Annotated in this window: 20 protein-coding genes and 1 tRNA gene; 12 read left to right on the top strand and 9 right to left on the bottom strand. The window is 65.5% G+C overall.

Translation table 11 applies throughout. The annotated features are described in order from the left end of the window. Nucleotides 1-47 precede the first annotated feature (47 nt). The 7 genes from H6935_11860 (at nucleotide 48) to H6935_11830 (ending at nucleotide 7,955) form a co-directional block, all read left to right on the top strand. The gene (locus tag H6935_11860; protein ID MCP5279041.1) at nucleotides 48-374 is read left to right on the top strand and encodes a hypothetical protein; all 327 of its coding nucleotides are present in this window, start codon (nucleotides 48-50) and stop codon (nucleotides 372-374) included. Further along, nucleotides 371-922, top strand: coding sequence for an N-acetyltransferase (locus H6935_11855; protein ID MCP5279040.1), 552 nt, complete (start codon nucleotides 371-373; stop codon nucleotides 920-922). The genes H6935_11860 and H6935_11855 overlap by 4 nt, the downstream gene beginning before the upstream one ends. Before the next feature lie 180 nt (nucleotides 923-1,102). After that, nucleotides 1,103-2,107, top strand: a complete 1,005-nt coding sequence (locus H6935_11850; GenBank protein MCP5279039.1) for a sodium:calcium antiporter — start codon at nucleotides 1,103-1,105, stop codon at nucleotides 2,105-2,107. Nucleotides 2,108-2,110: 3 nt separating this feature from the next. Continuing rightward, nucleotides 2,111-4,696: a cation-translocating P-type ATPase gene (locus H6935_11845; protein ID MCP5279038.1), complete on the top strand. Its 2,586-nt coding sequence runs from the start codon at nucleotides 2,111-2,113 to the stop codon at nucleotides 4,694-4,696. Between the two features lie 193 nt (nucleotides 4,697-4,889). Beyond that, entirely contained in the window at nucleotides 4,890-5,756 is an 867-nt protein-coding gene (gene rsmI, locus H6935_11840) for a 16S rRNA (cytidine(1402)-2'-O)-methyltransferase (GenBank protein MCP5279037.1), read from the top strand. After that, nucleotides 5,753-6,772, top strand: coding sequence for a dihydroorotase (gene pyrC / locus H6935_11835; GenBank protein MCP5279036.1), 1,020 nt, complete (start codon nucleotides 5,753-5,755; stop codon nucleotides 6,770-6,772). The genes rsmI and pyrC overlap by 4 nt, the downstream gene beginning before the upstream one ends. A gap of 79 nt (nucleotides 6,773-6,851) precedes the next feature. Continuing rightward, entirely contained in the window at nucleotides 6,852-7,955 is a 1,104-nt protein-coding gene (locus tag H6935_11830) for a PilT/PilU family type 4a pilus ATPase (GenBank protein ID MCP5279035.1), read from the top strand. 91 nt (nucleotides 7,956-8,046) lie between these two features. Here the strand turns inward: H6935_11830 and H6935_11825 are convergent, their stop codons facing one another. From H6935_11825 to H6935_11800, 6 genes are all read right to left on the bottom strand, one after another. Then, entirely contained in the window at nucleotides 8,047-9,327 is a 1,281-nt protein-coding gene (locus H6935_11825) for a hypothetical protein (GenBank protein MCP5279034.1), read from the bottom strand. A gap of 8 nt (nucleotides 9,328-9,335) precedes the next feature. Further along, on the bottom strand, nucleotides 9,336-11,255 hold the full coding sequence (locus H6935_11820) for a diguanylate cyclase (GenBank protein ID MCP5279033.1): 1,920 nt from the start codon (nucleotides 11,253-11,255) through the stop codon (nucleotides 9,336-9,338). A gap of 151 nt (nucleotides 11,256-11,406) precedes the next feature. Then, nucleotides 11,407-12,513, bottom strand: coding sequence for an RNA polymerase-binding protein DksA (dksA, locus tag H6935_11815; protein MCP5279032.1), 1,107 nt, complete (start codon nucleotides 12,511-12,513; stop codon nucleotides 11,407-11,409). A 71-nt stretch (nucleotides 12,514-12,584) separates the two neighbouring features. Further along, on the bottom strand, nucleotides 12,585-13,661 hold the full coding sequence (locus tag H6935_11810; GenBank protein ID MCP5279031.1) for a homoserine O-succinyltransferase: 1,077 nt from the start codon (nucleotides 13,659-13,661) through the stop codon (nucleotides 12,585-12,587). 4 nt (nucleotides 13,662-13,665) lie between these two features. After that, entirely contained in the window at nucleotides 13,666-14,520 is an 855-nt protein-coding gene (locus tag H6935_11805) for an ATPase (protein ID MCP5279030.1), read from the bottom strand. After that, nucleotides 14,517-15,605, bottom strand: a complete 1,089-nt coding sequence (locus H6935_11800; GenBank protein MCP5279029.1) for a GTP-binding protein — start codon at nucleotides 15,603-15,605, stop codon at nucleotides 14,517-14,519. The genes H6935_11805 and H6935_11800 overlap by 4 nt, the downstream gene beginning before the upstream one ends. Nucleotides 15,606-15,692: 87 nt before the next feature. Between H6935_11800 and H6935_11795 the strand changes: the two genes are divergently transcribed. Next, complete coding sequence (locus tag H6935_11795; protein MCP5279028.1) at nucleotides 15,693-16,193, top strand: CZB domain-containing protein; 501 nt, start codon at nucleotides 15,693-15,695, stop codon at nucleotides 16,191-16,193. 26 nt (nucleotides 16,194-16,219) lie between these two features. Further along, the gene (gene lipA, locus H6935_11790; protein MCP5279027.1) at nucleotides 16,220-17,158 is read left to right on the top strand and encodes a lipoyl synthase; all 939 of its coding nucleotides are present in this window, start codon (nucleotides 16,220-16,222) and stop codon (nucleotides 17,156-17,158) included. Here lipA and H6935_11785 read toward each other — a convergent pair. Next, entirely contained in the window at nucleotides 17,155-17,292 is a 138-nt protein-coding gene (locus tag H6935_11785; GenBank protein ID MCP5279026.1) for a hypothetical protein, read from the bottom strand. The genes lipA and H6935_11785 overlap by 4 nt on opposite strands. A gap of 201 nt (nucleotides 17,293-17,493) precedes the next feature. Further along, a complete protein-coding gene (locus tag H6935_11780) occupies nucleotides 17,494-19,458 on the bottom strand; it encodes a cytochrome C (GenBank protein MCP5279025.1) in 1,965 nt (654 codons plus the stop codon). A 341-nt stretch (nucleotides 19,459-19,799) separates the two neighbouring features. On the opposite strand from H6935_11780, the gene H6935_11775 reads away from it, so the two are divergent. Together H6935_11775 and H6935_11770 are read left to right on the top strand one after the other, a co-directional pair. Further along, nucleotides 19,800-20,372 (top strand): c-type cytochrome, encoded by a 573-nt coding sequence (locus H6935_11775; GenBank protein MCP5279024.1) that lies wholly within the window; start codon nucleotides 19,800-19,802, stop codon nucleotides 20,370-20,372. Nucleotides 20,373-20,385: 13 nt separating this feature from the next. Beyond that, nucleotides 20,386-21,735 carry an FAD-dependent oxidoreductase gene (locus tag H6935_11770; GenBank protein ID MCP5279023.1) on the top strand — a complete coding sequence of 450 codons (1,350 nt, stop codon included), beginning with the start codon at nucleotides 20,386-20,388 and terminating at the stop codon, nucleotides 21,733-21,735. A gap of 54 nt (nucleotides 21,736-21,789) precedes the next feature. Here the strand turns inward: H6935_11770 and H6935_11765 are convergent. Further along, a tRNA-Met gene (locus H6935_11765) sits at nucleotides 21,790-21,866 on the bottom strand. A gap of 218 nt (nucleotides 21,867-22,084) precedes the next feature. On the opposite strand from H6935_11765, the gene H6935_11760 reads away from it, so the two are divergent. Continuing rightward, on the top strand, nucleotides 22,085-22,540 hold the full coding sequence (locus H6935_11760) for a ligand-binding protein SH3 (protein ID MCP5279022.1): 456 nt from the start codon (nucleotides 22,085-22,087) through the stop codon (nucleotides 22,538-22,540). Nucleotide 22,541 lies beyond the last annotated feature (1 nt).

The raw sequence follows: 22,541 nt of genomic DNA, 5'->3' as shown, positions 1-22,541 counted from the left end.
CGTTGGGTTTCTGAGAAGGGGGAATCGTGAAAAACTTGGCGTCTGCATTGTCGCCCCGCCTTCTGATCCTGCTATCGGGGTGCGCCACCGTGCCCATGGCCCCCGCCGACCTGGACGCCAGGGCGATGATGTCCGGGGACAGCGAAGCGCAGCGGAAAGGCACCGATCAACTGGTGGGCGTCGAGACCGCCTCCCTGCCGGGTTTTGTCCTGCACCGCCTGCCGGCCAAGCCGAGTATGACCTGCGGCAGGTTTGACGCCGAGGCGCGGCAGACCCTCATGGAGCAGATGACTACAGACACGGTGTTCGGCCGGGACAGAGCCATGCGTGAAAGAGCCCAAGCCGGGTGCCGGGGCCAGAGAGGTATTCCATGAACGAGCAGATACGCAAGGCCATCCATTCAGACCTCCAGGCGATCTCCGAACTGGTGCTGGCGGCCTTCGGCGTTGAAGAAGGCCCGGAGATCGTCCAGCTGATTGCCGATCTGCTGGCGGACAGGACGGCCAGTCCCACCCTGTCCCTGGTGGCGGAGGTGGACGGGGAACTGGTAGGGCATATCCTGTTCAGCAAGGTCCTTGTGGAATCGTCCGACCGTGAGGTTTCCGCGGCGCTCCTGGCCCCCCTCGCCGTCCACCCGGACCAGCAGGCCCGGGGAATCGGCGGCCGCCTCATCAGGGAGGGGCTTGCCCAGCTTGCGGCGGCCGGCGTGGACCTGATCTTCGTGCTGGGCCATCCCGGCTATTACCCCCGGTTCGGTTTTTCCGAGGCCGGCATCAGGGGCTTCGCGGCGCCCTACCCCATTGCCCCCCGGAACGCGGGGGCCTGGATGGTCCAGGCACTTCGACCGGAGATCATTGGCATGGTAAGCGGGCGGGTGGCCTGCGCCGAGGCGCTGGCCGATCCCAAGTACTGGCATGAGTGAAATGGTCCGCTGAATAACGGCGGAGCAGGGGCGCAGGCTGCGGCTTCCCGGGCACTGGCTACAATGAAGTAAATATCCGCAACTCGCTCAGTCCTCCCTGAATTTACCGGGCATGGGGCATAGAGATCCTCCCGGGCGAGGCCGGGGCGACGAGCCGGGGCAAGCCGAAAAGGGAATAGCGTGATCATCTGGCTGCAATTCGCCCTTTGCCTGGTGGCCATTGGCGTGGCCGGCTACCGGCTCTCCCTGTATGGCGACATGATCGCCGAGAAGCTGGAACTGTCTCGCACCTGGATCGGGGTGGTGATGGTGGCCTCGGTGACATCCCTGCCGGAACTGGTGACCGGGGTGAGTTCAGTGAGCATGGCCCAGACACCCGATATCGCCGCCGGCGACGTGTTCGGCTCCTGCGTGTTCAACCTGCTGCTGATCGTCATCCTGGACTTCCTGCACCGCCAGGAGTCGGTCTACACCCGGGCCCATGTGGGCCACACCCTGTCGGCGGGCTTCGGCGTGGTCATGATCGGCTTCATGGGCATGAACCTGCTGCTGGGCCGGCAGGGCATGGCGCCGGCCATCGGCCACGTGGGCCTGTACAGCCCGGCCATCCTGCTGCTCTATGCCCTGGCCATGCGGACCGTGTACCGCTACGAGCAAATGCGGGAACTGCCCACGGCGGACGTGGCGGACAAACGCTACCAGGACATCACCCTGCGCCAGGCGGCACTGGGCTACTCCACGGCGGGCCTGGTGGTGGTGGCGGCGGGCATCTGGCTGCCCTTCGTGGGCAAGGCCTTGGCGGCCCAGTCGGGTTGGGGCGAAGGCTTCGTGGGCACCCTGTTCGTGGCCGCCGTCACCTCCCTGCCGGAGGCGGCGGTGTCCATCGCCGCCGTGCGCCTGGGGGCCCTGGACATGGCCCTGGGGAACCTGTTCGGCAGCAACCTGTTCAACATGGCCATCCTGGCCATCGACGACCTTTTCTACCTGCCAGGGCCCCTGCTTTCCGGGGTGTCGCCGGCCCATGCGGTGTCCGCCCTGTCGGCCATGATGATGAGCGGCATCGCCATCGTGGGCCTGTTCTACCGGCCCAGGAAACGCCTGTTCAAGACCGTGGGCTGGGCCAGCCTGTTCCTGCTTTCCGTCTATCTGTTCAACGCCTTCGCCATGTACCTCCATGGCGCCTGATCCATGACCCATGACTGGCACACCCTGAGCCCAGCCGAGGCCGCCGACCGCCTGGAGGTCCGGACGGAGACGGGGCTGTCCGCCGAGGCGGCGGAGAAGCGCCTGGCCGAGCACGGCCCCAACACCCTGCCAGAGGGCAGGCAACGGGGCCCCCTGGCCATGCTGCTTGCCCAGTTCGCCGACTTCATGATCCTGGTGCTCATCGCTGCCGCCGTGGTCTCCGGCCTGGTGGGCGAGGCCTCGGACAGCATCGCCATCGTGGTCATCGTGCTGCTCAACGCGGTGATCGGCTTCGTGCAGGAATACCGGGCGGAGCGGGCCATGGCGGCCCTGAAGAAGCTTTCCGCCCCCAGCGCCCAGGTGTTGCGGGACGGGGAATGGCACGAACTGGAGGCCGGCGCCCTGGTGCCGGGGGACGTGGTGGCCCTGGAAGCCGGCGCCCTGGTGCCCGCCGACCTGCGCCTGACGGAGGTGGCGGGGCTGCGCACCGACGAAGCGGCCCTCACCGGCGAGTCCCACCCCATGGACAAGCGCCTGGAGGCGGCGGGGGACGCGGACACGCCCCTGGCGGAGCGCCACAACATGGCCTACAAGGGCACGGTGACGGTGCACGGCCGGGGCCTGGGCCTGGTGGTGGGCACCGGCGCGGGCACGGAGCTGGGAAAGATCGCGGGGTTGCTTGCCGGCCAGGGCGACAACCAGACGCCCCTGCAGAAGCGCCTGGCGGCTTTCGGCAAGCGCCTGGCCTGGGTGGTGCTGGCCATCTGCGCCATCCTGTTCGCGGCCGGCGTGCTGCGGGGCGAGGACATCACCCTCATGTTCCTCACCGCCGTGAGCCTGGCGGTGGCCGCCATCCCCGAGGCCCTGCCGGCGGTGGTGACCATCTCCCTGGCCCTGGGGGCGCGGCGCATGGTGAAGCAGCATGCCCTCATCCGCCGCCTGCCGGCGGTGGAGACCCTGGGCTCGGTGACCTACATCTGCTCCGACAAGACCGGCACCCTCACCCAGAACCGCATGCACGTGCGGGACGTGTGGCTGGGGGAAGGCGGCCAGGCCACGGCGTCCGAGGACCTCTACACCGCCCTTGCCCTGAACAACGACTGCGTCTTCACCCGGGGCGGCCACCCCAAGGGGGACCCCACGGAGGTGGCCCTGTTCCTGGCGGCCCACGAGGCGGGCTACGACAAGCGGCAACTGGAAAGCGCCAACCCCCGGGTGGCGGAGCTGCCCTTCGATTCCGAACGCAAGCGCATGAGCACGGTGCATGCGCCGACGGAGGCCGAGGACTATCTGGTACTGGTGAAGGGCGCGCCGGAATCCCTGCTGCCCCGTTGCGAGGGTGTGCCGGAGGCCGTGGCGGCCCAGGCGGAGCGGATGGCGGCCGAGGGCCTGCGGGTCATGGCCTTCGCCCGCCGCCGCCTGGCCGAACTGCCCGCCGAACCGACCCCGGCAAACCTGGAGACGGGCCTGGAATTCCTGGGTCTGGCGGGCCTCATGGACCCGCCCCGGCGGGAGGCCAAGAGGGCCGTGGCCGAGTGCCGGGCGGCGGGCATCACCCCGGTGATGATCACCGGCGACCACCCGGCCACCGCCGCCGCCATCGCCAGGGAACTGGACATCCTGGGCGAGGGCCGGGTGCTCACCGGGCCGGAACTGAAGCGCCTGTCCGACGCGGAATTCGAACGGGTGGTGGAAGAGATACGGGTCTACGCCCGGGTGGATCCGGAGCAGAAGATCCGCATCGTCCAGGCCCTGCAGAAGAAGGGCGAGTTCGTGGCCATGACCGGCGACGGGGTGAACGACGCCCCCGCCCTGAAACGGGCGGACATCGGCGTGGCCATGGGCAAGATCGGCACCGACGTGGCGCGGGAGGCCAGCAGCCTGATCCTGCTGGACGACAACTTCGCCACCATCGTCGGCGCGGTGAAGGAAGGCCGGCGCATCTTCGACAACATCCGCAAGTTCGTGAAGTACACCATGACCAGCAACTCGGGGGAGATCTGGACCCTGTTCCTGGCGCCCTTCCTGGGCCTGCCCATTCCCCTGCTGCCCATCCACATCCTGTGGGTCAACCTGGTCACCGATGGCCTGCCGGGCCTGGCCCTGGCGGTGGAGCCCGCCGAGAAGGGCGTCATGCAGCGCCCGCCCCGGCCGCCCAGGGAAAGCATCTTCGCCCACGGCATGTGGCAGCACATGCTGTGGGTGGGCCTGCTCATGGGGGGCGCTTCCATCTTCACCCAGGCCTGGGCCTGGCACACGGGCAGCGGCCACTGGCAGACCATGGTGTTCACCGTGCTGACCCTGTCCCAGATGGGCCACGCCCTGGCCATCCGCTCCGAGCGCCGTTCCCTGTTCGAGATGGGCCTGCGCTCCAACATGCCCCTGCTGGGGGCGGTACTGCTCACCTTCGCCCTGCAGATGGCGGTGATCTACGTGCCGGCCCTGAACCCCATCTTCAAGACCGCGCCCCTGTCGGCGGGGGAACTGGCCTTCTGCCTGGTGCTGTCCAGCGTGGTGTTCCTGGCGGTGGAAGCCGAGAAATGGCTGCTGCGCCGGGGCCGGCTGTACGGGGAGCCTGCGGACCGCTAAGGAAACGCTGATTCTTTTGTCACCCCGGCCTTCGCCGGGGTGACAAACCCGCATTTGTTCAGCTTCTCGCCAGGGGCCGAAGATTGCCCTTGGCACCGTCGTGCCAGGGATGTCGAAACGGTCGGCGGTTTCCGGGGCAGGCGATGCAGCGCCGCCATTGGGTAAACTGGTGGCCTACTCTTCCCGCACCCCCATGCAAGACGCCCCCCAGCCCTCCCCTCCCGGCACCCTGGCCATCGTCGCCACCCCCATCGGCAACCTGCGGGACATCACCCTGCGGGCCCTGGACGTGCTGCGAGCGGCGGACGTGATCGCGGCGGAGGACACCCGCAACAGCCAGCACCTGCTTTCCGCCTACGGCATCCAGGCCAGGCTGGTGGCGGTGCACGAGCACAACGAGGCCGCCGCCGCCGGGCGCATCGTGGAAGACCTGCAAGCCGGCAAGCGGGTGGCCTACATCTCCGACGCCGGCACGCCGGGCCTGTCCGACCCGGGTGCCCGTCTGGTGCGGGCGGTACGGGAGGCCGGCCTGCCGGTGCTGCCCGTGCCCGGGGCCAGCGCCCTGGCGGCGGCCGTGTCGGTCTCCGGCCTGGAGGGCGGCTTTCTGTTCCAGGGCTTCCTGCCCCCCAAGGCCACGGCCCGGCGCAAGGCGCTGGAAGGCCTGCGGGACCTGCCCGTTGCCCTGGTGTTCTACGAGGCGCCCCACCGCATCGAGGAGACCGTGGCAGACCTGGCTGCGGTGCTGGGGGGCGAGCGGGAAATCCTCTTCGGCCGGGAGATCACGAAGAAGTTCGAGCAGATCCACGCCTGCCCCCTGGCCGAGGCGACAGCCTGGCTGGCGGCGGACGATAATCACCGCCGCGGTGAGTTCGTGCTGGTGGTGTGGCCCCCGGCTGAACAGGTGGATAAGGCGGATGGGGAGGGCCGGCGGGTGCTGGAGATCCTGCTGGCGGAGCTTCCCCTGAAGCAGGCGGCCCACCTGGCGGCCCGGCTCACCGGCGGCCGCAAGAACGAACTGTATGACCTGGCCCTGGGCCTGAAAAAAGAGACCGAGAAATGAAACTGACCCTTACCCGCCCCGACGACTGGCACGTGCACCTGCGGGATGGCGACATGCTGGCGGCCGTGCTGCCGGACACCGCCCGCCGCTTCGCCCGGGCCATCGTCATGCCCAACCTGAAGCCGCCGGTGCGCACCGTGGCCGAGGCCGCCGCCTACCGGGACCGCATCCTGGCGGCCCTGCCGGCGGGCCTGGCCTTCGAGCCCCTCATGACCCTGTACCTGACGGACAACACCTCGCCGGAGGAAATCCTCAAGGCCAGGGCCAGCGGCTTTGTCCATGCGGTGAAGTACTACCCCGCCGGGGCCACCACCAACTCTGATTCCGGCGTCACCGACATCCGCCGGGTGGACGCCGCGCTGGAGGCCATGCAGGAGGCGGGCCTGCCGCTGCTGCTGCACGGCGAGGTGACCGATCCCGAAGTGGATGTATTCGACCGGGAGGCGGTGTTCATCGACCGCATCCTGGTGCCCCTGCTGCAGCGCCTGCCCCGGCTCAGGGTGGTGCTGGAACACATCACCACCCGCCAGGCGGCGGAATTCGTGGCCGCCGCTCCGGCCAGCGTAGGCGCCACCGTCACCGCGCACCACCTGCTCTACAACCGCAACGCCATGTTCCAGGGCGGCATCCGGCCCCACTACTACTGCCTGCCGGTGCTGAAGCGGGAGTCCCACCGGGAAGCCCTGGTGGCGGCCGCCGTGAGCGGCAATCCCAAGTTCTTCCTGGGCACCGACAGCGCCCCCCACGCGACCCCCACCAAGGAGGCGGCCTGCGGCTGCGCCGGCATCTACACCGCCCACGCCGCCATCGAGCTCTACGCCGAGGCCTTCGAGGCGGCGGGGGCGCTGGACAAACTGGAGGCCTTTGCCAGCCACTTCGGCCCGGACTTCTACGGCCTGAAACGCAATGCCGATACCCTCACCCTGGTGAAGGAAAGCCATGCCGTGCCCTCCACCCACCCGGCGGGCATAACCCCCCTGCGGGCGGGCGAGAACCTGGCCTGGCGCCTGGCATGAACCCCTGCCGGTCGCGGACATGACCCAATAAAACCTGGAGGAAAACACCGTGCAAATCGACAGTCCCTATTTCAAATACATGCTGGAACTGCTCAAGGCCATGCTGGAGAAGGGGGCCTCGGACCTGTTCGTCACCGTGGGGGCGCCCCCGGGCCTGAAGCTCAGCGGCGAGCTGACCCTGTTCAACGCCAAGCCCGTCACCCGGGAACAGGCCGTGGAGATCGTGCGCTCGGTGATGAACGACAAGCAGTGGGCCGAGTTCGAGAAGACCAACGAGTGCAACTTCGCCCTGAGCCTGGACGGCATCGGCCGCTTCCGCGTGAACTGCTACGTGCAGCGGGGCTCCGTGGGCCTGGTGGCGCGCCACATCGTCACCGAGGTGCCCACCATGGACGGCCTGGGCCTGCCCCCGTCCCTCAAGTCCCTGATGATGGAGAAACGGGGCCTGGTGCTGATGGTGGGCGCCACGGGCTCGGGCAAGTCCACCAGCCTGGCGGCCATGCTGAACCATCGCAACGAGAACACCCGGGGCCACATCATCACCATCGAGGATCCCATCGAGTTCGTGCATCCCCACAAGAAATGCCTGGTGATGCAGCGGGAGGTGGGCATCGACACGGACAACTGGTTCGCAGCCCTGAAGAACACCCTGCGCCAGGCCCCGGACGTGATCCTCATCGGCGAGATCCGGGACATGAACACCATGGACTACGCCATCGCCTTCGCCGAGACGGGCCACCTGTGCCTGGCCACCCTCCATGCCAACAACGCCAACCAGGCTCTGGACCGCATCATCAACTTCTTCCCCAGCGAGCGGCGGGACCAGCTGCTCATGGACCTGTCCCTGAACCTCAAGGGCATGGTGTCCCAGCGCCTGATACCCAAGAAGGGCGGCGGCCGCACCCCCGCCATCGAGATCATGCTGGCCAGCCCCCTCATCTCCGACCTGATCCACAAGGGCGCGGTGCACGAGATCAAGCCCATCATGGCCAGATCCCGGGACCTGGGCATGTGCACCTTCGATCAGGCCTTGTACGACCTGTGCGCGGCGGACCAGGTGGAACCGGAAGTGGCGCTGCGCTACGCCGACTCCCAGAACGAACTGCGCCTCCAGCTCAAGGATCTGGCGCGCCAGAGGGGCATCACGGACCTGGACGACAACAAGGGCCTTTCCATCGTCTGACCATCCGTGGGGCGCTCCTCCAGCCTGAAGGAGCGTAACGGCTCCAGGGGCTGTGTGTATCCTTGTCCCGGACTCGCGACGCTCCTCCGGGCTACATAAGCCGCTTGTCGCGGGTCAGGCGGGCCGCCAGCCAGGTGAGCCCGCCCGCCCCGGCCATCAGGCCCAGGGCCAACCAGAGGTTTCCAAGACGTTCCGGCGCCGCCAGCAGGAGCAAGCCCAGGCCCAGCATCATCAGGCCGGACAACAGCTTCAGCAGCCGGCCCTCCCACTCGCTGAGCTTGCGCGCCCCCATGGTGCCGACGAAGGCCAGGACGATGGCCAGCAGGGGCAGCACGTAGACCAGGTTGTACAAAGCCAGGTACAGGAAATGGCCCGCTCCGGAAGGCGCGTGCAGGGTCAGCAGGCGGGCGTAGACCATGGGGAAGCCGGCCGTGCACAACAGTTCGTAGAAGTTGGCAGCCACGGCCAGCAGCACCGTGGCCACCAGCATGGCGGGGAAATTGCCGGCGGCCAGGATGGCGCGCCCACGCCGGAAGATGTCCGCCTTGCGGGACTCGGGAATGGACAGGGTGACGCCCTGGCGGAAGGCGAAGAAATCCTTGACGTTGACGACCCCCATGACGGCCGCCAGCGCCCCCGCGCCGGCAGTCACCCAGGGCAGGCTGCCCATGACCCGGAACAGCCCCAGCCAGGCGGCCATGAAGGCGAAATACATGAGGCCCGAGAACAGCACGAACACGCCGCCGATGACCAGCATGCGGCGCCGGTCCTGCTGGTGCGCCAGCAGGGAAAGCAGGAACAGCAGCACGAAGAAGGCGCAGGGGTTGAAGGCGTCCATGGCGGCGATGAGCACCGTGAGCACGGGCAGGGACAGCTTGGCGGTGTCCAGCTCACCCAGCAGGGGCAGGCGCAGGGGGGGCTCCGCCAGTCCGGGCCCGGTGACCAGCCGACCCTGGGCTGCCTGTTCCCGGCAGGCCCCAAGGCCCGCCACCAGGTCGGCGCCCGAGGTCTCCACTGCGTGCCAGCCCGTATGCATGTGGCCGCAGTAGATGAAGGCCGGCACGGAGCGGGCCTCCTGGCCCAGGCTCGCGGCCATGTCCACATAGCGACGCAGGTTTGCCTGGGAAGTGCTGATCTCCAGGGAATGGACCCGGATCCAGGGATGCTGGCCGGACAGGGCCTCCACGTGGGGCCTGGCCTCAAGACAGTGGGGACAGCGGGCCGACCAGAAGAAATAGAGGTGCACGTCGGGGCGACCCGAGGCGCCCGGTTCCACCCAGGCATGGGGGACCTGGGCGTCGGCCTGGGCGGGCCACCATGCCGCCAGGGCGAACAGCCAGGCGAGGAACAAGGCGCCCCAGGGTCGAGCCACCCCCATGTTCAGGCCCCGGCCTCCCGGCGCCAGGCGGCCATGACCTGGTCCCGCCCGGCCTTCTTGGCTGCGTACAGGGCCTGGTCGGCCTGGGCCACCAGGCTGTCCACGTCGGTGGCGTGCCCCGGTACCCGGGATGCCACGCCCACGCTGATGGTGACCTGGAAGGGATCGGAGTCCTTGCCGAAGCGGGCGTGGCGGATGGCGCCGACGATGCGTTCCGCCAGCTGCAGGGCCTCCCGGGGCGGGGTGCCCGGGCTGACGATGCAGAATTCCTCGCCGCCGTAGCGGAACACCACGTCGTTCTTGCGGCAGCTGCCCTCGATGAGGCGTGCCACCTGGGCCAGCACCACGTCCCCGGCATCGTGGCCGCGCTGGTCATTGATGCGCTTGAAATGGTCGATGTCCAGCATGAGGCAGGACAGGGGGGCATCGCTGTGCAGGGCAAAGGACCATTCCTGGCGCAGCCGGTCCAGTCCATAGCGACGGTTGTGCAGGCCGGTGAGGGGATCGGTGAGGGCCTCCTGGAGCAGGCGCCGGTTGCTGCGGGCCCATTCCCCGGAGGATCGGATCACCGTCTCCCGCTCGGCTCGCACCGCCCCCTGGAGGGAGACCACCCGCTGGGCGGCATTGAGGCGGGCCAGCAGGGCGGCCTCAGTGTAGTTGAAAAGGAGGTAGTCGGCGGCGCCCACCAGCATGAGCTTGGCCACGTCCCCCTCAGCTTCCGGCGGGATCAGGGCGATGCAGTAGGCCTGGCGCCCCCCATCCGTGGCGCGTAGTTCCTGCAGGGCCCTGGAGGAGCGGTCGCCGCAGTCCGGCAGTTCCACCAACATCACGTCGGTCTGGCCGTGGTTCAGCAGGTGCAGGGCGGATTCCCTGTCCGTGGCCAGTTCCACCGCCAGGCCCATGGCATCCAGGGTTTCCGCCAGGCCCCGCAGCAGGTCCGGGCTGTGCACGATGAGGGCCATGCGCATGGGCAGCACCAGCAGGGCGGACAGGCTGGCCTCGTCCCCGCCGGGGGGAGGCGCGGTGAGCAACTGGCGGATGTCGTTGAATTCCCGCGTGGGCAGGCGCAGCTCCCGGCCCCAGGCCTGCCACTGGGACACCACGCTTTCCACCAGGGGCGGCACGTAGGTGTCCTCCAGCCCCACCTGGGCGGCGGCGTGGTACAGGGAGGGCAAACGCTCCCAGCGCTGGGCGTCGTCCAGGGTCAGGAGCTGGCCCACCCGGGCGGCGAAGTGCAGGGTGTTGGTGAGGGCCTGGGTGCGGGAGCCCGCCGGGAACGGAGACTCCCCTGGAGACTCGTGGAAGCGCACGGCCTGGTGGAATATCTCCGGCAGGCCCCAATCTTCCAGCAGTTCCGCCGACAGGGCGGCATGATCCAGGCCGAAGTCATCCGCCTCCGCCTGCCGCAGGGCCTGGTTCCCCAGGTTCCTGGCCAGCACCTCGCCGTACTCCGCTGGAAACACCGTCGCCAGGGCCAGGCGGCCGATGCCGGACAGCAGGCCGCAGGTGAAGCTCTCGTCCGGGGGGCACTGGGCCTGGGCCGCCAGTTGCTGGGCGGTGATGCCCGTGGCCAGGGAGGCGGTCCAGTAGCCCAGGTAGTCGAAGGCCTTGCAGGCGCCGCTGCGGTAGTGGTCCACCAGGGAGAAGCCCAGGGCGATCTGGCGCACCCGGAACAGGCCCAGGAAGACGATGGCGTGGGAGAGGGAGGCGATGTGGCGGAGGCTGCCGCCATGCACCGCGTTGGCATAGCGCAGGATGCGCCCCGCCATGGCCGGGTCCGTCTGCACCAGGTGGGTCAGGTCCTGGATGCTGGCATCCTGGCGCTGGGTCAACTCCAGCACCGCCAGGGCCACGCCCTGGGGCGATGGCAGCATGCCGCTGGCCTTCAACCTGTTGAACCGTGTCTTGGCGTCGTCGATCATCCCCGCTCCCTGGGGGCCATTGCATCAGGAACCCTGCCGGGAGCAGGCACGCATCCCACCAAGGCATCGGCCCACATTATGGGCACGCCTTTTCAACCAAAGCAAAACGGCCGCGCGAAGGCGGCCGTCCCGGGCAAGGCCGAACGAGGGTTCAGTCAGCGTAGAGCTTTTCCAGGCGCTCGTGCTTTTCCTGGGCCTCGATGGAAAGCTCGGCGGTGGGCCGGGCCAACAGGCGAGGCAGGCCGATGGGCTCGCCTGTTTCCAGGCAGAAGCCGTATTCGCCCTCCTCGATGCGCTGCAGGGAGGCGTTGATCTTCTTGAGCAGCTTGCGTTCCCGGTCCCGCACCCGCTGTTCCAGCATGTTCTCCTCTTCCACCGTGGCACGGTCGTTGGGATCGGCGAAGACCTCATTCTCCTTCAGGTGCTCTCCGGTCTCCCGGGCGTTCTCCAGGATTTCCTCCCGCATCTGCAAGAGCTTGTTCTTGAAATAGGCCTGTTGGACCTCGTTCATGTAGTCGTCCTCGGGCATGGCGAGGAGTTCGGCATCGTTGGCAGGCATGCCTGCGTCGGATTTGGCGGCGGGTTTCTTGCTGGGTTTGCTGGGTACGGCTTTCATGGCTGGCACACTGGGTTTGCTGACCTCCGCGGGGGCAGCGTGGGACGCGGCCTTGAGCGGAGTGGCGGGCATCGCGGCAGCCTTGGCCACAGGCTTGGCCTTGGCGGGCGCCGCGCTGGTCGCCTTGGATTGAACGGGGGCAGCCTTGGCTGCGGGCTTCTTGGCCATTGCCGGCTTGGCGGCGGCCTGGGTGGTCTTGCTGGCGGCCGTCTTTGTAGCAGGTTTCGCGGCCGCTTTGGTTACAGGTTTCGCGGCGGGCTTCTTGGCCACGGGCTTGCTTGCCGCCTTTGCGACAGGCTTGGCGGCGGGTGTCCTGGCGGCCACGACCTTGGCGGCTGCGTTGGCGGCTGCCTTGGCGACGGGCTTCACGGCGGACTTCTTGGTCGCGGACGGGGCCTTGGCCGGTGTGGCCTTCTTCGCCACGGGCTTGGCTGCGGGCTTGGTCACAGGCTTGGCGGGTGTTTTCTTGGGCGACGGCTTGGCATCTGGCTTTGCGGCGGGCTTCGCAGTTTTAATCGCTGCCTTGGGGAGGGCCGCCTTCTTGGCCACGGATTTCGCGCTCACGGCCTTCCCTGCCTTGGCCACAGGTTTGACGGGAGATTGCTTGGTCTTGCCGGCTGATTTCTTTGCTGCGGTAGCCACGTCGCCTCCTCTATCCAAATGTCGATTGCGCGTGAAATTTAGCGGCGGATTATGCCATGTTCGGGGCAGTGTCAAATCCCATATAGGCCCAACGGGTCGTCGGGGTCGATGCCATCCATGAAGGGCTTGCGCCTGTCCCGGTGGGTCACCTGATACATGCAGCCCATCCAGTTGCCCAGCACCGCCTCCCCCGTATCGTGCCACGTATTGTCCAGATGTGGTGACACCAGGTCTTCCGGGAAGTCAGGCAGGGGCTGGCCCCGGTCCATGGCATGGAGCAGCCGGTCCCGCCACTCCAGCAGTATGGCCTGCTCCAGGGGGGGCACGTAATTCTCCGGGAATGGCGGGAAGGCCGGCAGCCTGCCCTGGGCAAAAAGCAGGGCATCCCGCTTGAATTCCTTCAGCAGGGAGATGGTGTCGTACTCGGGATGGCCCTGAAAGAACACCATGCGCAGGCCGTCGTGGCTGGTGGCCAGGTGCACGCCCACCTCCTCGCTTTCAACCAGCACCCGCAGGCCCGCCGCCTCGAACTGGGCACGGGACACGTCGTTCCAGCGGGAATGGGGTACGTCGAAGCGGGTGTTCACGTCCGCCACCAGGGGGTGCCGGGAATCCACCAACCGATGGGGAAAAACGCCCCAGCGCTTGCTGATCTGCTTCACCCGGGGCTGCTGGTAGCGGAAATGAAGCACGGCGTGGGTGGCCAGGCATGACAGGAGAGTGGTGGTGACATTGTCCCAGGCCCAGTCGATGACCTCGCCAAGGGGGCCCCAGAAGGGCTCCTGGGACAAGTCCTCGCCAGTGACGTTGGCGCCGGTGATGATGAGGGCGTCCAGGCCCTCGGCGCGGATCTTTTCGAAGGGCTCGTAGTAGCGGGCAATGTGGGCTGCCGCCTTCTCGCCCCGGGGGATGGCGTCCAGGGTGAAGGGGTGCACGTAGAACTGGGCGATGGGGTTGCTTTCCCCCACCAGGCGGAAGAACTGGCGCTCCGTGGCCTCCAGGGCCGCGTCCGGCATCATGTTCAGCAGGCCGATGTGCAGTTCGCGGATGTACTGTTCACTGGCCCGAGCCTCGGGCAGGACGATGGTGGTACCCGATGCCTTCAGGCGCTGCAGGGTGGGCAGGTCGTTGTGGGCGACTAGCGGCATAGGCTCAGATCCCTTGCTTGCGGGCGATGGCTGTTTCCACCAATGCCAGGAAGTCCGCCTCGCTCTTCACCTGGGCCACTTCCTGGGAAGTGACAGTGTATCCATGGGGTCCGGCAATGGCCTCGTAGCGGGGCACCCGGGAATGGAACAGGCGGGGGAATACCCAGCGGGTGAAGTCGTTGGGCTCGATCTGGGCGACGAACTCCAGGCCCTTCTCCTCCATGTACACCGGCAGGTGCTCCGCCAGGAAGGCGGGGCGGTAGTAGAGGGGCTTGGGGTCGCTCTGGGCGCGGCGGATGAGGGTGTCCTCCTCCTCCCTGGTCGTTACCTGGATGTAGAGGATGAGGGTGTGTTCCGCCAGGAGGTCGATGACGGAGTCGTCCTCCAGCTCGCACAGGCTGCCGCCCACGTCATTGACGAAATGCTCGTAGCCGTAGATCTCCTGGGCCTTGCGGATGAACTCGGGCACGTCCTTCATGGCGGCGATCTCGCCTTCCCGGTACAGGGCCTGGCGGCGGCTGAACTCCGGCAGGGACAGTCCGGCGAAATCCGGGCTGCCCAGCTTGCCCACGAAGGACAGGACGGGCCCCAGGTCCTGGATCTTGATGTTGTTGCGGATGTCGATCCAGTCGTTGCGCAGCAGTTCCTTGAGGAAGGGCACCTGCATGGCCTGCTGCTTGATGAGGTCCAGGATGGGCTCGTCCAGGTAGCGGGTGCCGATGCGATAGTCACCCGAGTAATGGAACCAGTCGTGGCGGCGCAACAGGCCGGATATGTAGGTCTTGCCCACGCCGGACATGCCCAGGAGGGTTATGCGCTTGGTATCCCAGGCGCGGAAGGATTCGGGGGTGAATTTCATGCTCGATGGGGTGTCTGCGTTTCGGGATTGGCCGCCAGTGTGCCTGCCGCGGCGGCGTGGGTGAAGTCCTCCAGCAGTTTCCGCACGAATTCCTCCTCCAGGCCGTCGGTGATGAACACGAAGCGGCTGCGGCGATCCGGGCCGTCTTCACCCTCGGGCCAGGCCGCCAGTTCCGCCGGCGGATAGAACACGTGCTGCACGGCATGGAGCACCACGGGCCTGTCGCGCCCATGGACGTCGACGATGGCCTTCATGCGCAACAGTTGCTTGGCACGGAAGGCGGACAGCATCTCCAGGGCGGCGCTGACGCCTTCCCACTCCAGGGGCACGTCGAAGGTGAGGCCGAAGCTCCTGATGTGGTCATCATGCGGGGGAGGCTTGGCCTTGCCGCCCAGCAGGCCGCCGGCCACGGGCTTGTAGCGCTGGTGGGCCAGCCACCTGGCCACGTCCGGGTGCTTGTCCGCGGGATTGAAGAGGCCCAGGTTGAGCAGGGCGTCGTAGTCCGTCTCGCCCCGGACGGCGACGACCTGGGGGGCGGCGGGATTGAGAACCTTAAGGCGTGCCCGCAGTGCCTCCAGATCCCTGGCAGCAGCCAGGTCGGTCTTGGTGAGCACCAGCCGGTCCGCCACTGCCACCTGGCGCAGGGCTTCCGGGTAGCTGTCCAGCTGTTGCCCGCCCAGCACCGTGTCCACGGTGGTGACCACACCATCCATGCGGAAGCGGGCGGCGATCCAGCGGTCGTTGAGCAGGGTGTCCAGGATGGGGGCCGGGTCGGCGATGCCCGTGGTCTCGATGATGACCCGCTCGAAGGGAGGCAGTTTGCCGTCGGCCCGGCCCATGGCCAGGTTCTTGAGGGTGGGGGCCAGTGAGCCCACCACCTGGCAGCACACGCAGCCGCCGGAGAGCAGGGCCAGGGGGCCCTGGGTCTCTTCCAGGAGCTGGTGGTCCAGGCCGATCTCGCCGAACTCGTTCATCACCACTGCGGTGAGGGGCACATGGCGAAGCAGGTGGTTCAACAGAGTGGTTTTCCCGCTGCCGAGAAAACCGGTCAGCAATGTCACCGGCAATGTCGCTTGGGGCTGCATTAAAGTAAGGCTCTGGTAAAGCCGTCATTATAAAAACCGGCGCCGGGTTGGCGTGACCCGTTACAACGAGTTGGAAGGAGAGAGATCATGGGATTGCTCAACTGGTTCAAGGCCCTGGCCAGCGGCAAGGATACCGCCGCCCCGGAAAGCGCGGCATCCGAACAGGCCACTCCGAGCGTGCTTCCCGAGGACGCCGACTCGGGCAAGATCGCCGGCCTGGACTTCAAGGGTGCCATCGACGCCCACATGGCCTGGAAGGTCCGCCTGGAGAAATGCATGGCCGGCGACAACGAGGAAGGCCTGAAGGTGGACGTGGTCTGCCGCGACGACCAGTGCGTGCTGGGCAAGTGGATCCATGGGGTAGGCGGGGAAAAATTCGGCAACCTGCGTGAATTCCAGGAAATGAAGATGGAGCACATGCGCTTTCACCTGGCGGCGGGGGATGTCCTGGCCTGCTGCGTGGCCGGCGACAAGGATGGAGCCGCGGACAAGCTCAAGGCAGGTGAATATCCCCGGGCCTCTTCCCGGGTCAAGCTGCACCTTTCCCGGCTTTATGTGCAGCTGACGGACCAACCCGGAGGCACCTGAAAGCCTGCCGGGTAGAATCCCGGCCCATGGCTGACAGAGAACTGCACAAGGGCCAGGCCAAGACCGCCCGCATACCGATCAAGATCGTGCCCAGGCCCCGGGCACGCCTGCCCGCATGGATCAAGGCTCAGGCCCCCACCTCTCCGGAGGTGGTCCAGCTCAAGGCCATCCTGCGCCAGGCCAAGCTGCACACCGTTTGCGAGGAAGCGTCCTGTCCCAACCTGGGGGAATGCTTCCGTCACGGCAGCGCCACCTTCATGATTCTGGGGGACCTGTGCACCCGCCGCTGCCCCTTCTGTGACGTGGGCCACGGCAAGCCCCTGCCGCCCGACCCGGAGGAACCCGGCAACCTGGCCGAGACCGTGGCCACCATGGGCCTCAAATACGTGGTCATCACCAGCGTGGACCGGGATGACCTGAAGGACGGTGGTGCCGCCCACTTCGCCGCCTGCATCCGTGCCGTGCGGGAAGCTTCACCCGCCACACGCATCGAAATTCTCACCCCGGATTTCCGCGGCCGTCTGGAATCGGCCCTGGACATCCTTGCCAACGAGCCGCCGGACGTGATGAACCACAACCTGGAAACCGTGCCCCGTCTGTACAAGGCCTGCCGGCCCGGCGCGGACTACGCCCATTCCCTCCGGCTGCTGCAGGCGCTCAAGGAGAGGGTACCGGGCGTGCCCACCAAGTCCGGCATCATGCTGGGCCTGGGGGAAACGGATGAGGAGGCGTTGGCGGTCATGGCCGACCTGCGTGCCCATGACGTGGACATGATCACCATCGGCCAATATCTCCAGCCTTCAGCCCATCATTTGCCAGTGGAGCGGTTCGTCACCCCGGGAGGTTTTGCCGAATTCGAGCGCCTGGCCATGGAAATGGGATTCCGCAACGTGGCCAGCGGCCCCATGGTGCGCTCCAGCTACCATGCCGACCGTCAGGCGGTGGGGGTGGCGACGCTGGATTAGCGCGTTTTAAGTGCCCTGAAGGCGAGGACCAGGGCCTCGCCGAGCACCACGACCGCCACGGCGATAAAGGCGAGCGCCGTCAGGCTGAAGGCCACAACCACCAGGCCGACAAAGAAAGTAGATAGCCAACCCATCGCTTGCTCCTTTGCAAGTCAGGTCTCTCTCCAGCCGCCTTGGTGTATTAGCGTTTACTTATTCAGCCAATCTTGTGGGACCCCGTGCGCGATTGCAATGCAGTTTTTCCGCCATAGCCATCGCCCTTGCCGATTGATGCGCAAACGCCATAAAAAAGCCCAGGTGGTTTTCCACCCGGGCCTTGAGGGCTATTCACCGCCTCAGTGCATGGTCGTCACACCGATCAGCACCAGGGTGAGCAGCAGGAAGCCCGCCAGGATGAGCAGCGCCGAGAGGATGGTGGCCAGGCTTTCCACCGTGCGGGTGGGCCGCTTGACCAGGTACTTCTCCAGTTCGCCCGAGGCCACCAGGCGGTCGTATTCCTGGGTGTGCTCGTACTTGAATTCCTCCAGGGGCACGGCACCGGTGAAAATGGTGGTGGAGAGGGGGAATTTCTCCGGCCTGAAGTGCACGTTGAAGAAGTGCACCGAGAACAGGAACACGGTGGCCAGCAGGGCCTCCTCGGCGTGCACGATGGTGGCGATGTTGAACACCCAGCCCGGCAGGAACTGGGACGTCAGCGTGGGCTTGAACATCATGGCGCCAGACAGGCCGATGATGGTGGCACCCCAGAACGGCGCCCAGTAGTCGAACTTCTGCCAGTAGGTCCAGCGCTCGAACTTGGGCCTGGAGGTGAAGCCCAGGAACCACTTGTACATGCGCACGATGTCCTTCAGGTCCTGCCAGTTGGGGATCATGGAGGTGGGCCCGAACCAGCGGAAAGTCTTGCGGGTCACCCAGATGTTGCGCAGGGCGAAACCGATGTGCCCCAGGAACACCGTGACCCAGATGACGGCCGCCGTGCGGTGGATGACGCCCTCCCAGACCGGGCCGCCCAGCAGGGTCATGACCGCCTTGGCCCAGTCGGCATGGGAGAACAGCAGGGTGGTGCCGGTGATGACCAGGACCATGGTGCTCATGGCGAAGAGCACGTGGATCCAGCGCCAGACCTTGCTGAAGCGGCGGAAGAACACGGCGTCCGGATGCTCCACGTCCTCCCGGTGGCCGCAGCCCGCCAGGTGGTCCTTCAGCTCCCTGTAGAACCACAGAATCACGTGGGTCCAGAAGAAGATCATGACGCCGTAGATCAGGTATTTCATGAACTCGTTGACCACGAATATGCCCGGGTACTTCTCGAAGTTCGTTGGATCGCCGTGGGCATGGAAGGTGAGGAAGCCTTCCTTGGCGTCCTTGTGGCAGGTGTTGCAGGTCTTCAGGCGGTTGTTGGTGTGGATGGTGGAGGTGGGGTCATCCACGTTCTTGATGTTGTGGGCGCCGTGGCAGTCGTAGCACTTGGCGGTATTGGTATAGCCCAGCTTGTTCACCTGGCCGTGGTAGGACCTGAAATAGGTCTCCCGGGCCTTCTCGTGGCAGTCGCCGCAGTTGCGGGTGATCTCCAGCTTCATGGGATCGCCGCTGGCTGAACTGATGTTGTGGGTGCTGTGGCAATCGGAGCAGACAGCGCTCTTGGTGTCTTTCTTCTCCAGCACAGCCTTGCCGTGCATGGAGGCCTTGTACTCGACCAATTCCTCCTTATGGCAGCGGCCGCACACCTCGGGGTTCTTCAGCCGATGCTCGGCCCGCTGCAGGCTGCCCAGAGTGCCGATGTTGTGAGCGTCGTGGCAGTCGTAGCAGGTGGCGTTGATCTTGGAGATGTCCCGCTTGCTGGGCTGGGCGTGGACGGAATGGAGGTAGCTCTCCATCTGCTCCACGACGATGCCCAGGCGTTTGTATTGAGGGCTATCGCTGCCCTTCTGGGCCTCGTATTTCTGCTTGTGGCACTCGATGCATCCCACGCTCTTGGGCAGCGGCTTGGGGTGGGGCAGCTTGTCCACATTGTTGTGACATCCGGAGCAGGGCTGCTTGCCATGCACGCTGTGCTTGAAGACGCCTGGATCGATGTAGATGAAGTTCCTGCTGCCGTCCCGGCGTACCTTCACCTTTTCATCCGGGTCCGCATGGCAGCGCAGGCAGCGGTGGTTGGCGATGGCGGGTTGCGCCGCATCGGCACTGGCAGCCTCCGCCCCGGCCATGGCAGGGGCCGTGGCAAACGCCATTTGCGTAAGCAACACGCCCATGACGGCCGCGATGACCCCAAGCAGCGACTTCCAGGCATTTCTTGTCATTTCTGTCTCCTCGATTTTGAGGCAGTGGCGCGCCCCCATCTCCATGGGCAAAGCATGCCGAGCCGGGGAAAACCCTTGAGCCGCTAGAACATTCCTACCAAGGTGGGGCCATAGACTACGAGGTAGATAGGGGTATTAGCAATGGACTTGTCAGGAAAAATACATCAATTAATCAATATATTACGGATGTCTAATAAGCGAATTGAGCTTGCTAATTCAGCGTGCAAGGTCACATAGTTCGACAAATCAACACGGCCGGTGTGGTTGCTTCAGAGGGCCTCAAAGGAGGTACCGGCCGCCTTGACTCCCCGTTATCTGTCCTTGAGCAAATGGAGGAAACTATGCGCAAGGGATTCTCGGCCGCCATCCTGTTTTGGGTCGCCGGCACGGCATTGGCGGCGGGACCGGATATTTCCATCCTGGCCCGCACCTGCAACAACTGCCATGGCGTCAATGGCGTCAGCGCGGGCATGTCCATGCCCTCCATAGGCGGCCTGCCCAGACACTACCTGGCCGATGTCATGAAGCAGTGGAAGTACGACGAACGCGGTGCGGCCACCATGAACCGTATCGTCAAGGGCCTCACCGACGACGAAATCAACGGCCTGGCCGACTACTTCTCCCGCCAGCCCTGGGTGCCTTCGCACCAGCCCGTGGGATCGGCCCTGATGAAGAAGGGCAAGGCGGTCATCTTCGAAAACTGCGAGGACTGCCATGGCGCCACCGGCAACGACCCGGACGAGGACGCCCCTCGCATCAACGGCCAATGGGCAAAGTACATGGAACTGGAACTGGAGAAGTACCGCGAAGAGGAGTTCTCCATGCCCCACCGCAAGATGAAGAAAACCGTGCGCAGGATGAAGCCCGCGGAACTGCCTGCAGCCGCCCACTATTTCGGCGCCCAAGGCAAATAAGGAGGAATGCAGCATGTACAACTTCGATCGCCGCGCCTTCCTCAAGGCCCTCAGTGCCGCGTCGGGCGCTTCCCTCCTGCAAATCCCCCACGCCCACGCGGCAAAGGGCAAGACGAAGGCCCGGGTGGTGGTCGTGGGTGGCGGCTATGGCGGAGCCACCGCCGCGAAATATCTTCGCTTGATGGACCCTGGCATTGAAGTAACGCTGCTGGAGCGGGAACCCCTGTACACATCATGCCCCCTTTCCAACGAAGTCATCTCCGGGGAGCGCGACATCAAGACCCTGCAGGTGGGCTACAAGGGTCTGCAAAGACATGGCATCAAGGTGGTCCACGAAGAGGTCACCCAGATTGATCCGGTCAAGAAAACCGTGACCACGTCCACAGGCAGGGTTTTTGCCTATGATTTCCTGGTTCTGTCGCCAGGCATTGATTTCAATTACGGCGCCATCCAGGGCTACAGCAAGGAGCTGGCCGAGACGAGCCTGCCCCATGCCTGGAAGGCGGGTCCCCAGACCCTGATGCTGAAGAAACAACTGGAAGCCATGCCGGACGGCGGCAAGTTCGTCATCGTCGTCCCGCCCGGTCCATTCCGCTGCCCGCCCGGTCCCTATGAACGCGCCGCCCAGGTGGCCAACCATTGCATGCACCACGGCAAGAAGAAGTCCAAGGTGTTGATCCTGGACGCCAACGATTCCTTTTCCAAGCGGCCCTTGTTCGAACAGGCCTGGAAGGAACTTTACGGCTACGGCCAGGGCGGCATGATCGAATGGATTTCCGGTGCCAACGACGGCAAGGTTGAGCGCATCGACCCCAAGACCCTGACCTGCCACACGGGCTTTTCAGAGCATCATGGCGACGTGGTCAACATCATCCCGCCCCACCACGCCGGCAAGGTGGCCAAGGACCTGGGGCTCGCCACTTTCAAGGACAAATGGTGCGAGGTGAAGCCGGAGAACATGGAGTCCACCAGGCTGAAGGATGTCTTCGTGGTGGGCGATGCCTGCGTGGGGGGCGAACTGGCCACCAACAACGCCTTCCCCAAGTCTGCCCACATGGCCATCACCCAGGCCAAGGTAGTGGTGGCCAGCATCGTTGCCAAGGTCAACGGCCTGCCACCGCCCGTGCCCATCTACACCAACACCTGCTACAGCGTGGTGGCCCACGACTGGGGCTTCTCGGTGGTGCACCTCTACAGGGTGCAGAACGGCCAGTGGGTCTACATAAAGGATGGCAGCGGCATCTCACCGGTGGCCTTCGGCTCCAGGGAAGCCCCCAAGGCCGTGCCTCGCCTTTACCGAAAACTGGAGGCCGAATACGCGGATGGTTGGCTCAGGAACGTCCTGAAGGACGCATTCGCATAAGAAGATGCCATGCCAAAACAAAAGCGGCTTGCAAGATTGCAAGCCGCTTTTCATTGGTGGTGATGGGCGGAATCGAACCGCCGACCTGTGGGTTATGAATCCACCGCTCTAACCGTCTGAGCTACATCACCGGGAAGACAAAGAGCCGTGGATTATCCGTAGCGGCCCAATCTATGTCAATGATTGCAAGAGGGAAACGGTATCCTCGGGCGCGCCATAAAAAAACCATATCGATACAACAGTTGTATTTATCCGAGTAAATCACTATGGTATTAACCAGGCGCACGACACGGCGCCTTTTCTTGAAACCGATATATAAGTATTTGCTTATTTAATGAAGGAGAGTGCGATGTCTGCCTTGATCAATGGATTCAACAGCGACGGCGTAGTGACCATCAACAGGGTGATCCTCAAGCCCGAATACAGCACCGATGACCTGGAGATGCGGGTTGCGGAGCTGTGCGAGAACGTGAAGACCTATCATTCCGATACCGGCTTCGTGGGAGGGTTCGTGGCGCTGAACTCGGGTCAGGTGTCCAACGAGGGCTCTACCGTGGGCCAGGCGGTCGGCAGCCCGCTGCAGGGCAAGGAGGCGCTGATCGTGACCTTCTGGCAAACCTTCGAGGACCATGAGCGCAGCCACCGCTCAGATACCTTCCAGCCCCTGTTCCAGAAAGTGTTGGAACTGTGCGAAAACGGAAACGAGGAGATCGCCTACAGCATGTTGTGGTCCGGCAAGGCCTACAACACCGAGGAAGCCCAGCAGGCCAGGGCCGCCAAGGAGCGCTACCTCAAGGCGGCCTGAT

The organism is Thiobacillus sp. (genome assembly GCA_024235835.1).
Lineage (GTDB): Bacteria > Pseudomonadota > Gammaproteobacteria > Burkholderiales > Thiobacillaceae > PFJX01.
The sequence above is the reverse complement of the archived record's forward strand: the minus strand, read 5'-3'. Positions and strand labels throughout refer to the sequence as shown.

Excerpts from the sequence above, each read along its gene's own strand:
- H6935_11855 (MCP5279040.1), top strand. The coding sequence starts at position 371 with ATGAACGAGCAGATACGCAAGGCCATCCATTCAGACCTCCAGGCGATC.
- H6935_11845 (MCP5279038.1), top strand. The coding sequence starts at position 2,111 with ATGACCCATGACTGGCACACCCTGAGCCCAGCCGAGGCCGCCGACCGC.
- rsmI (MCP5279037.1), top strand. The coding sequence starts at position 4,890 with ATGCAAGACGCCCCCCAGCCCTCCCCTCCCGGCACCCTGGCCATCGTC.
- pyrC (MCP5279036.1), top strand. The coding sequence starts at position 5,753 with ATGAAACTGACCCTTACCCGCCCCGACGACTGGCACGTGCACCTGCGG.
- H6935_11830 (MCP5279035.1), top strand. The coding sequence starts at position 6,852 with ATGCTGGAACTGCTCAAGGCCATGCTGGAGAAGGGGGCCTCGGACCTG.
- H6935_11820 (MCP5279033.1), bottom strand. The coding sequence starts at position 11,255 with ATGATCGACGACGCCAAGACACGGTTCAACAGGTTGAAGGCCAGCGGC.
- H6935_11810 (MCP5279031.1), bottom strand. The coding sequence starts at position 13,661 with ATGCCGCTAGTCGCCCACAACGACCTGCCCACCCTGCAGCGCCTGAAG.
- H6935_11805 (MCP5279030.1), bottom strand. The coding sequence starts at position 14,520 with ATGAAATTCACCCCCGAATCCTTCCGCGCCTGGGATACCAAGCGCATA.
- H6935_11800 (MCP5279029.1), bottom strand. The coding sequence starts at position 15,605 with ATGCAGCCCCAAGCGACATTGCCGGTGACATTGCTGACCGGTTTTCTC.
- H6935_11795 (MCP5279028.1), top strand. The coding sequence starts at position 15,693 with ATGGGATTGCTCAACTGGTTCAAGGCCCTGGCCAGCGGCAAGGATACC.
- lipA (MCP5279027.1), top strand. The coding sequence starts at position 16,220 with ATGGCTGACAGAGAACTGCACAAGGGCCAGGCCAAGACCGCCCGCATA.
- H6935_11785 (MCP5279026.1), bottom strand. The coding sequence starts at position 17,292 with ATGGGTTGGCTATCTACTTTCTTTGTCGGCCTGGTGGTTGTGGCCTTC.
- H6935_11780 (MCP5279025.1), bottom strand. The coding sequence starts at position 19,458 with ATGACAAGAAATGCCTGGAAGTCGCTGCTTGGGGTCATCGCGGCCGTC.
- H6935_11775 (MCP5279024.1), top strand. The coding sequence starts at position 19,800 with ATGCGCAAGGGATTCTCGGCCGCCATCCTGTTTTGGGTCGCCGGCACG.
- H6935_11770 (MCP5279023.1), top strand. The coding sequence starts at position 20,386 with ATGTACAACTTCGATCGCCGCGCCTTCCTCAAGGCCCTCAGTGCCGCG.
- H6935_11760 (MCP5279022.1), top strand. The coding sequence starts at position 22,085 with ATGTCTGCCTTGATCAATGGATTCAACAGCGACGGCGTAGTGACCATC.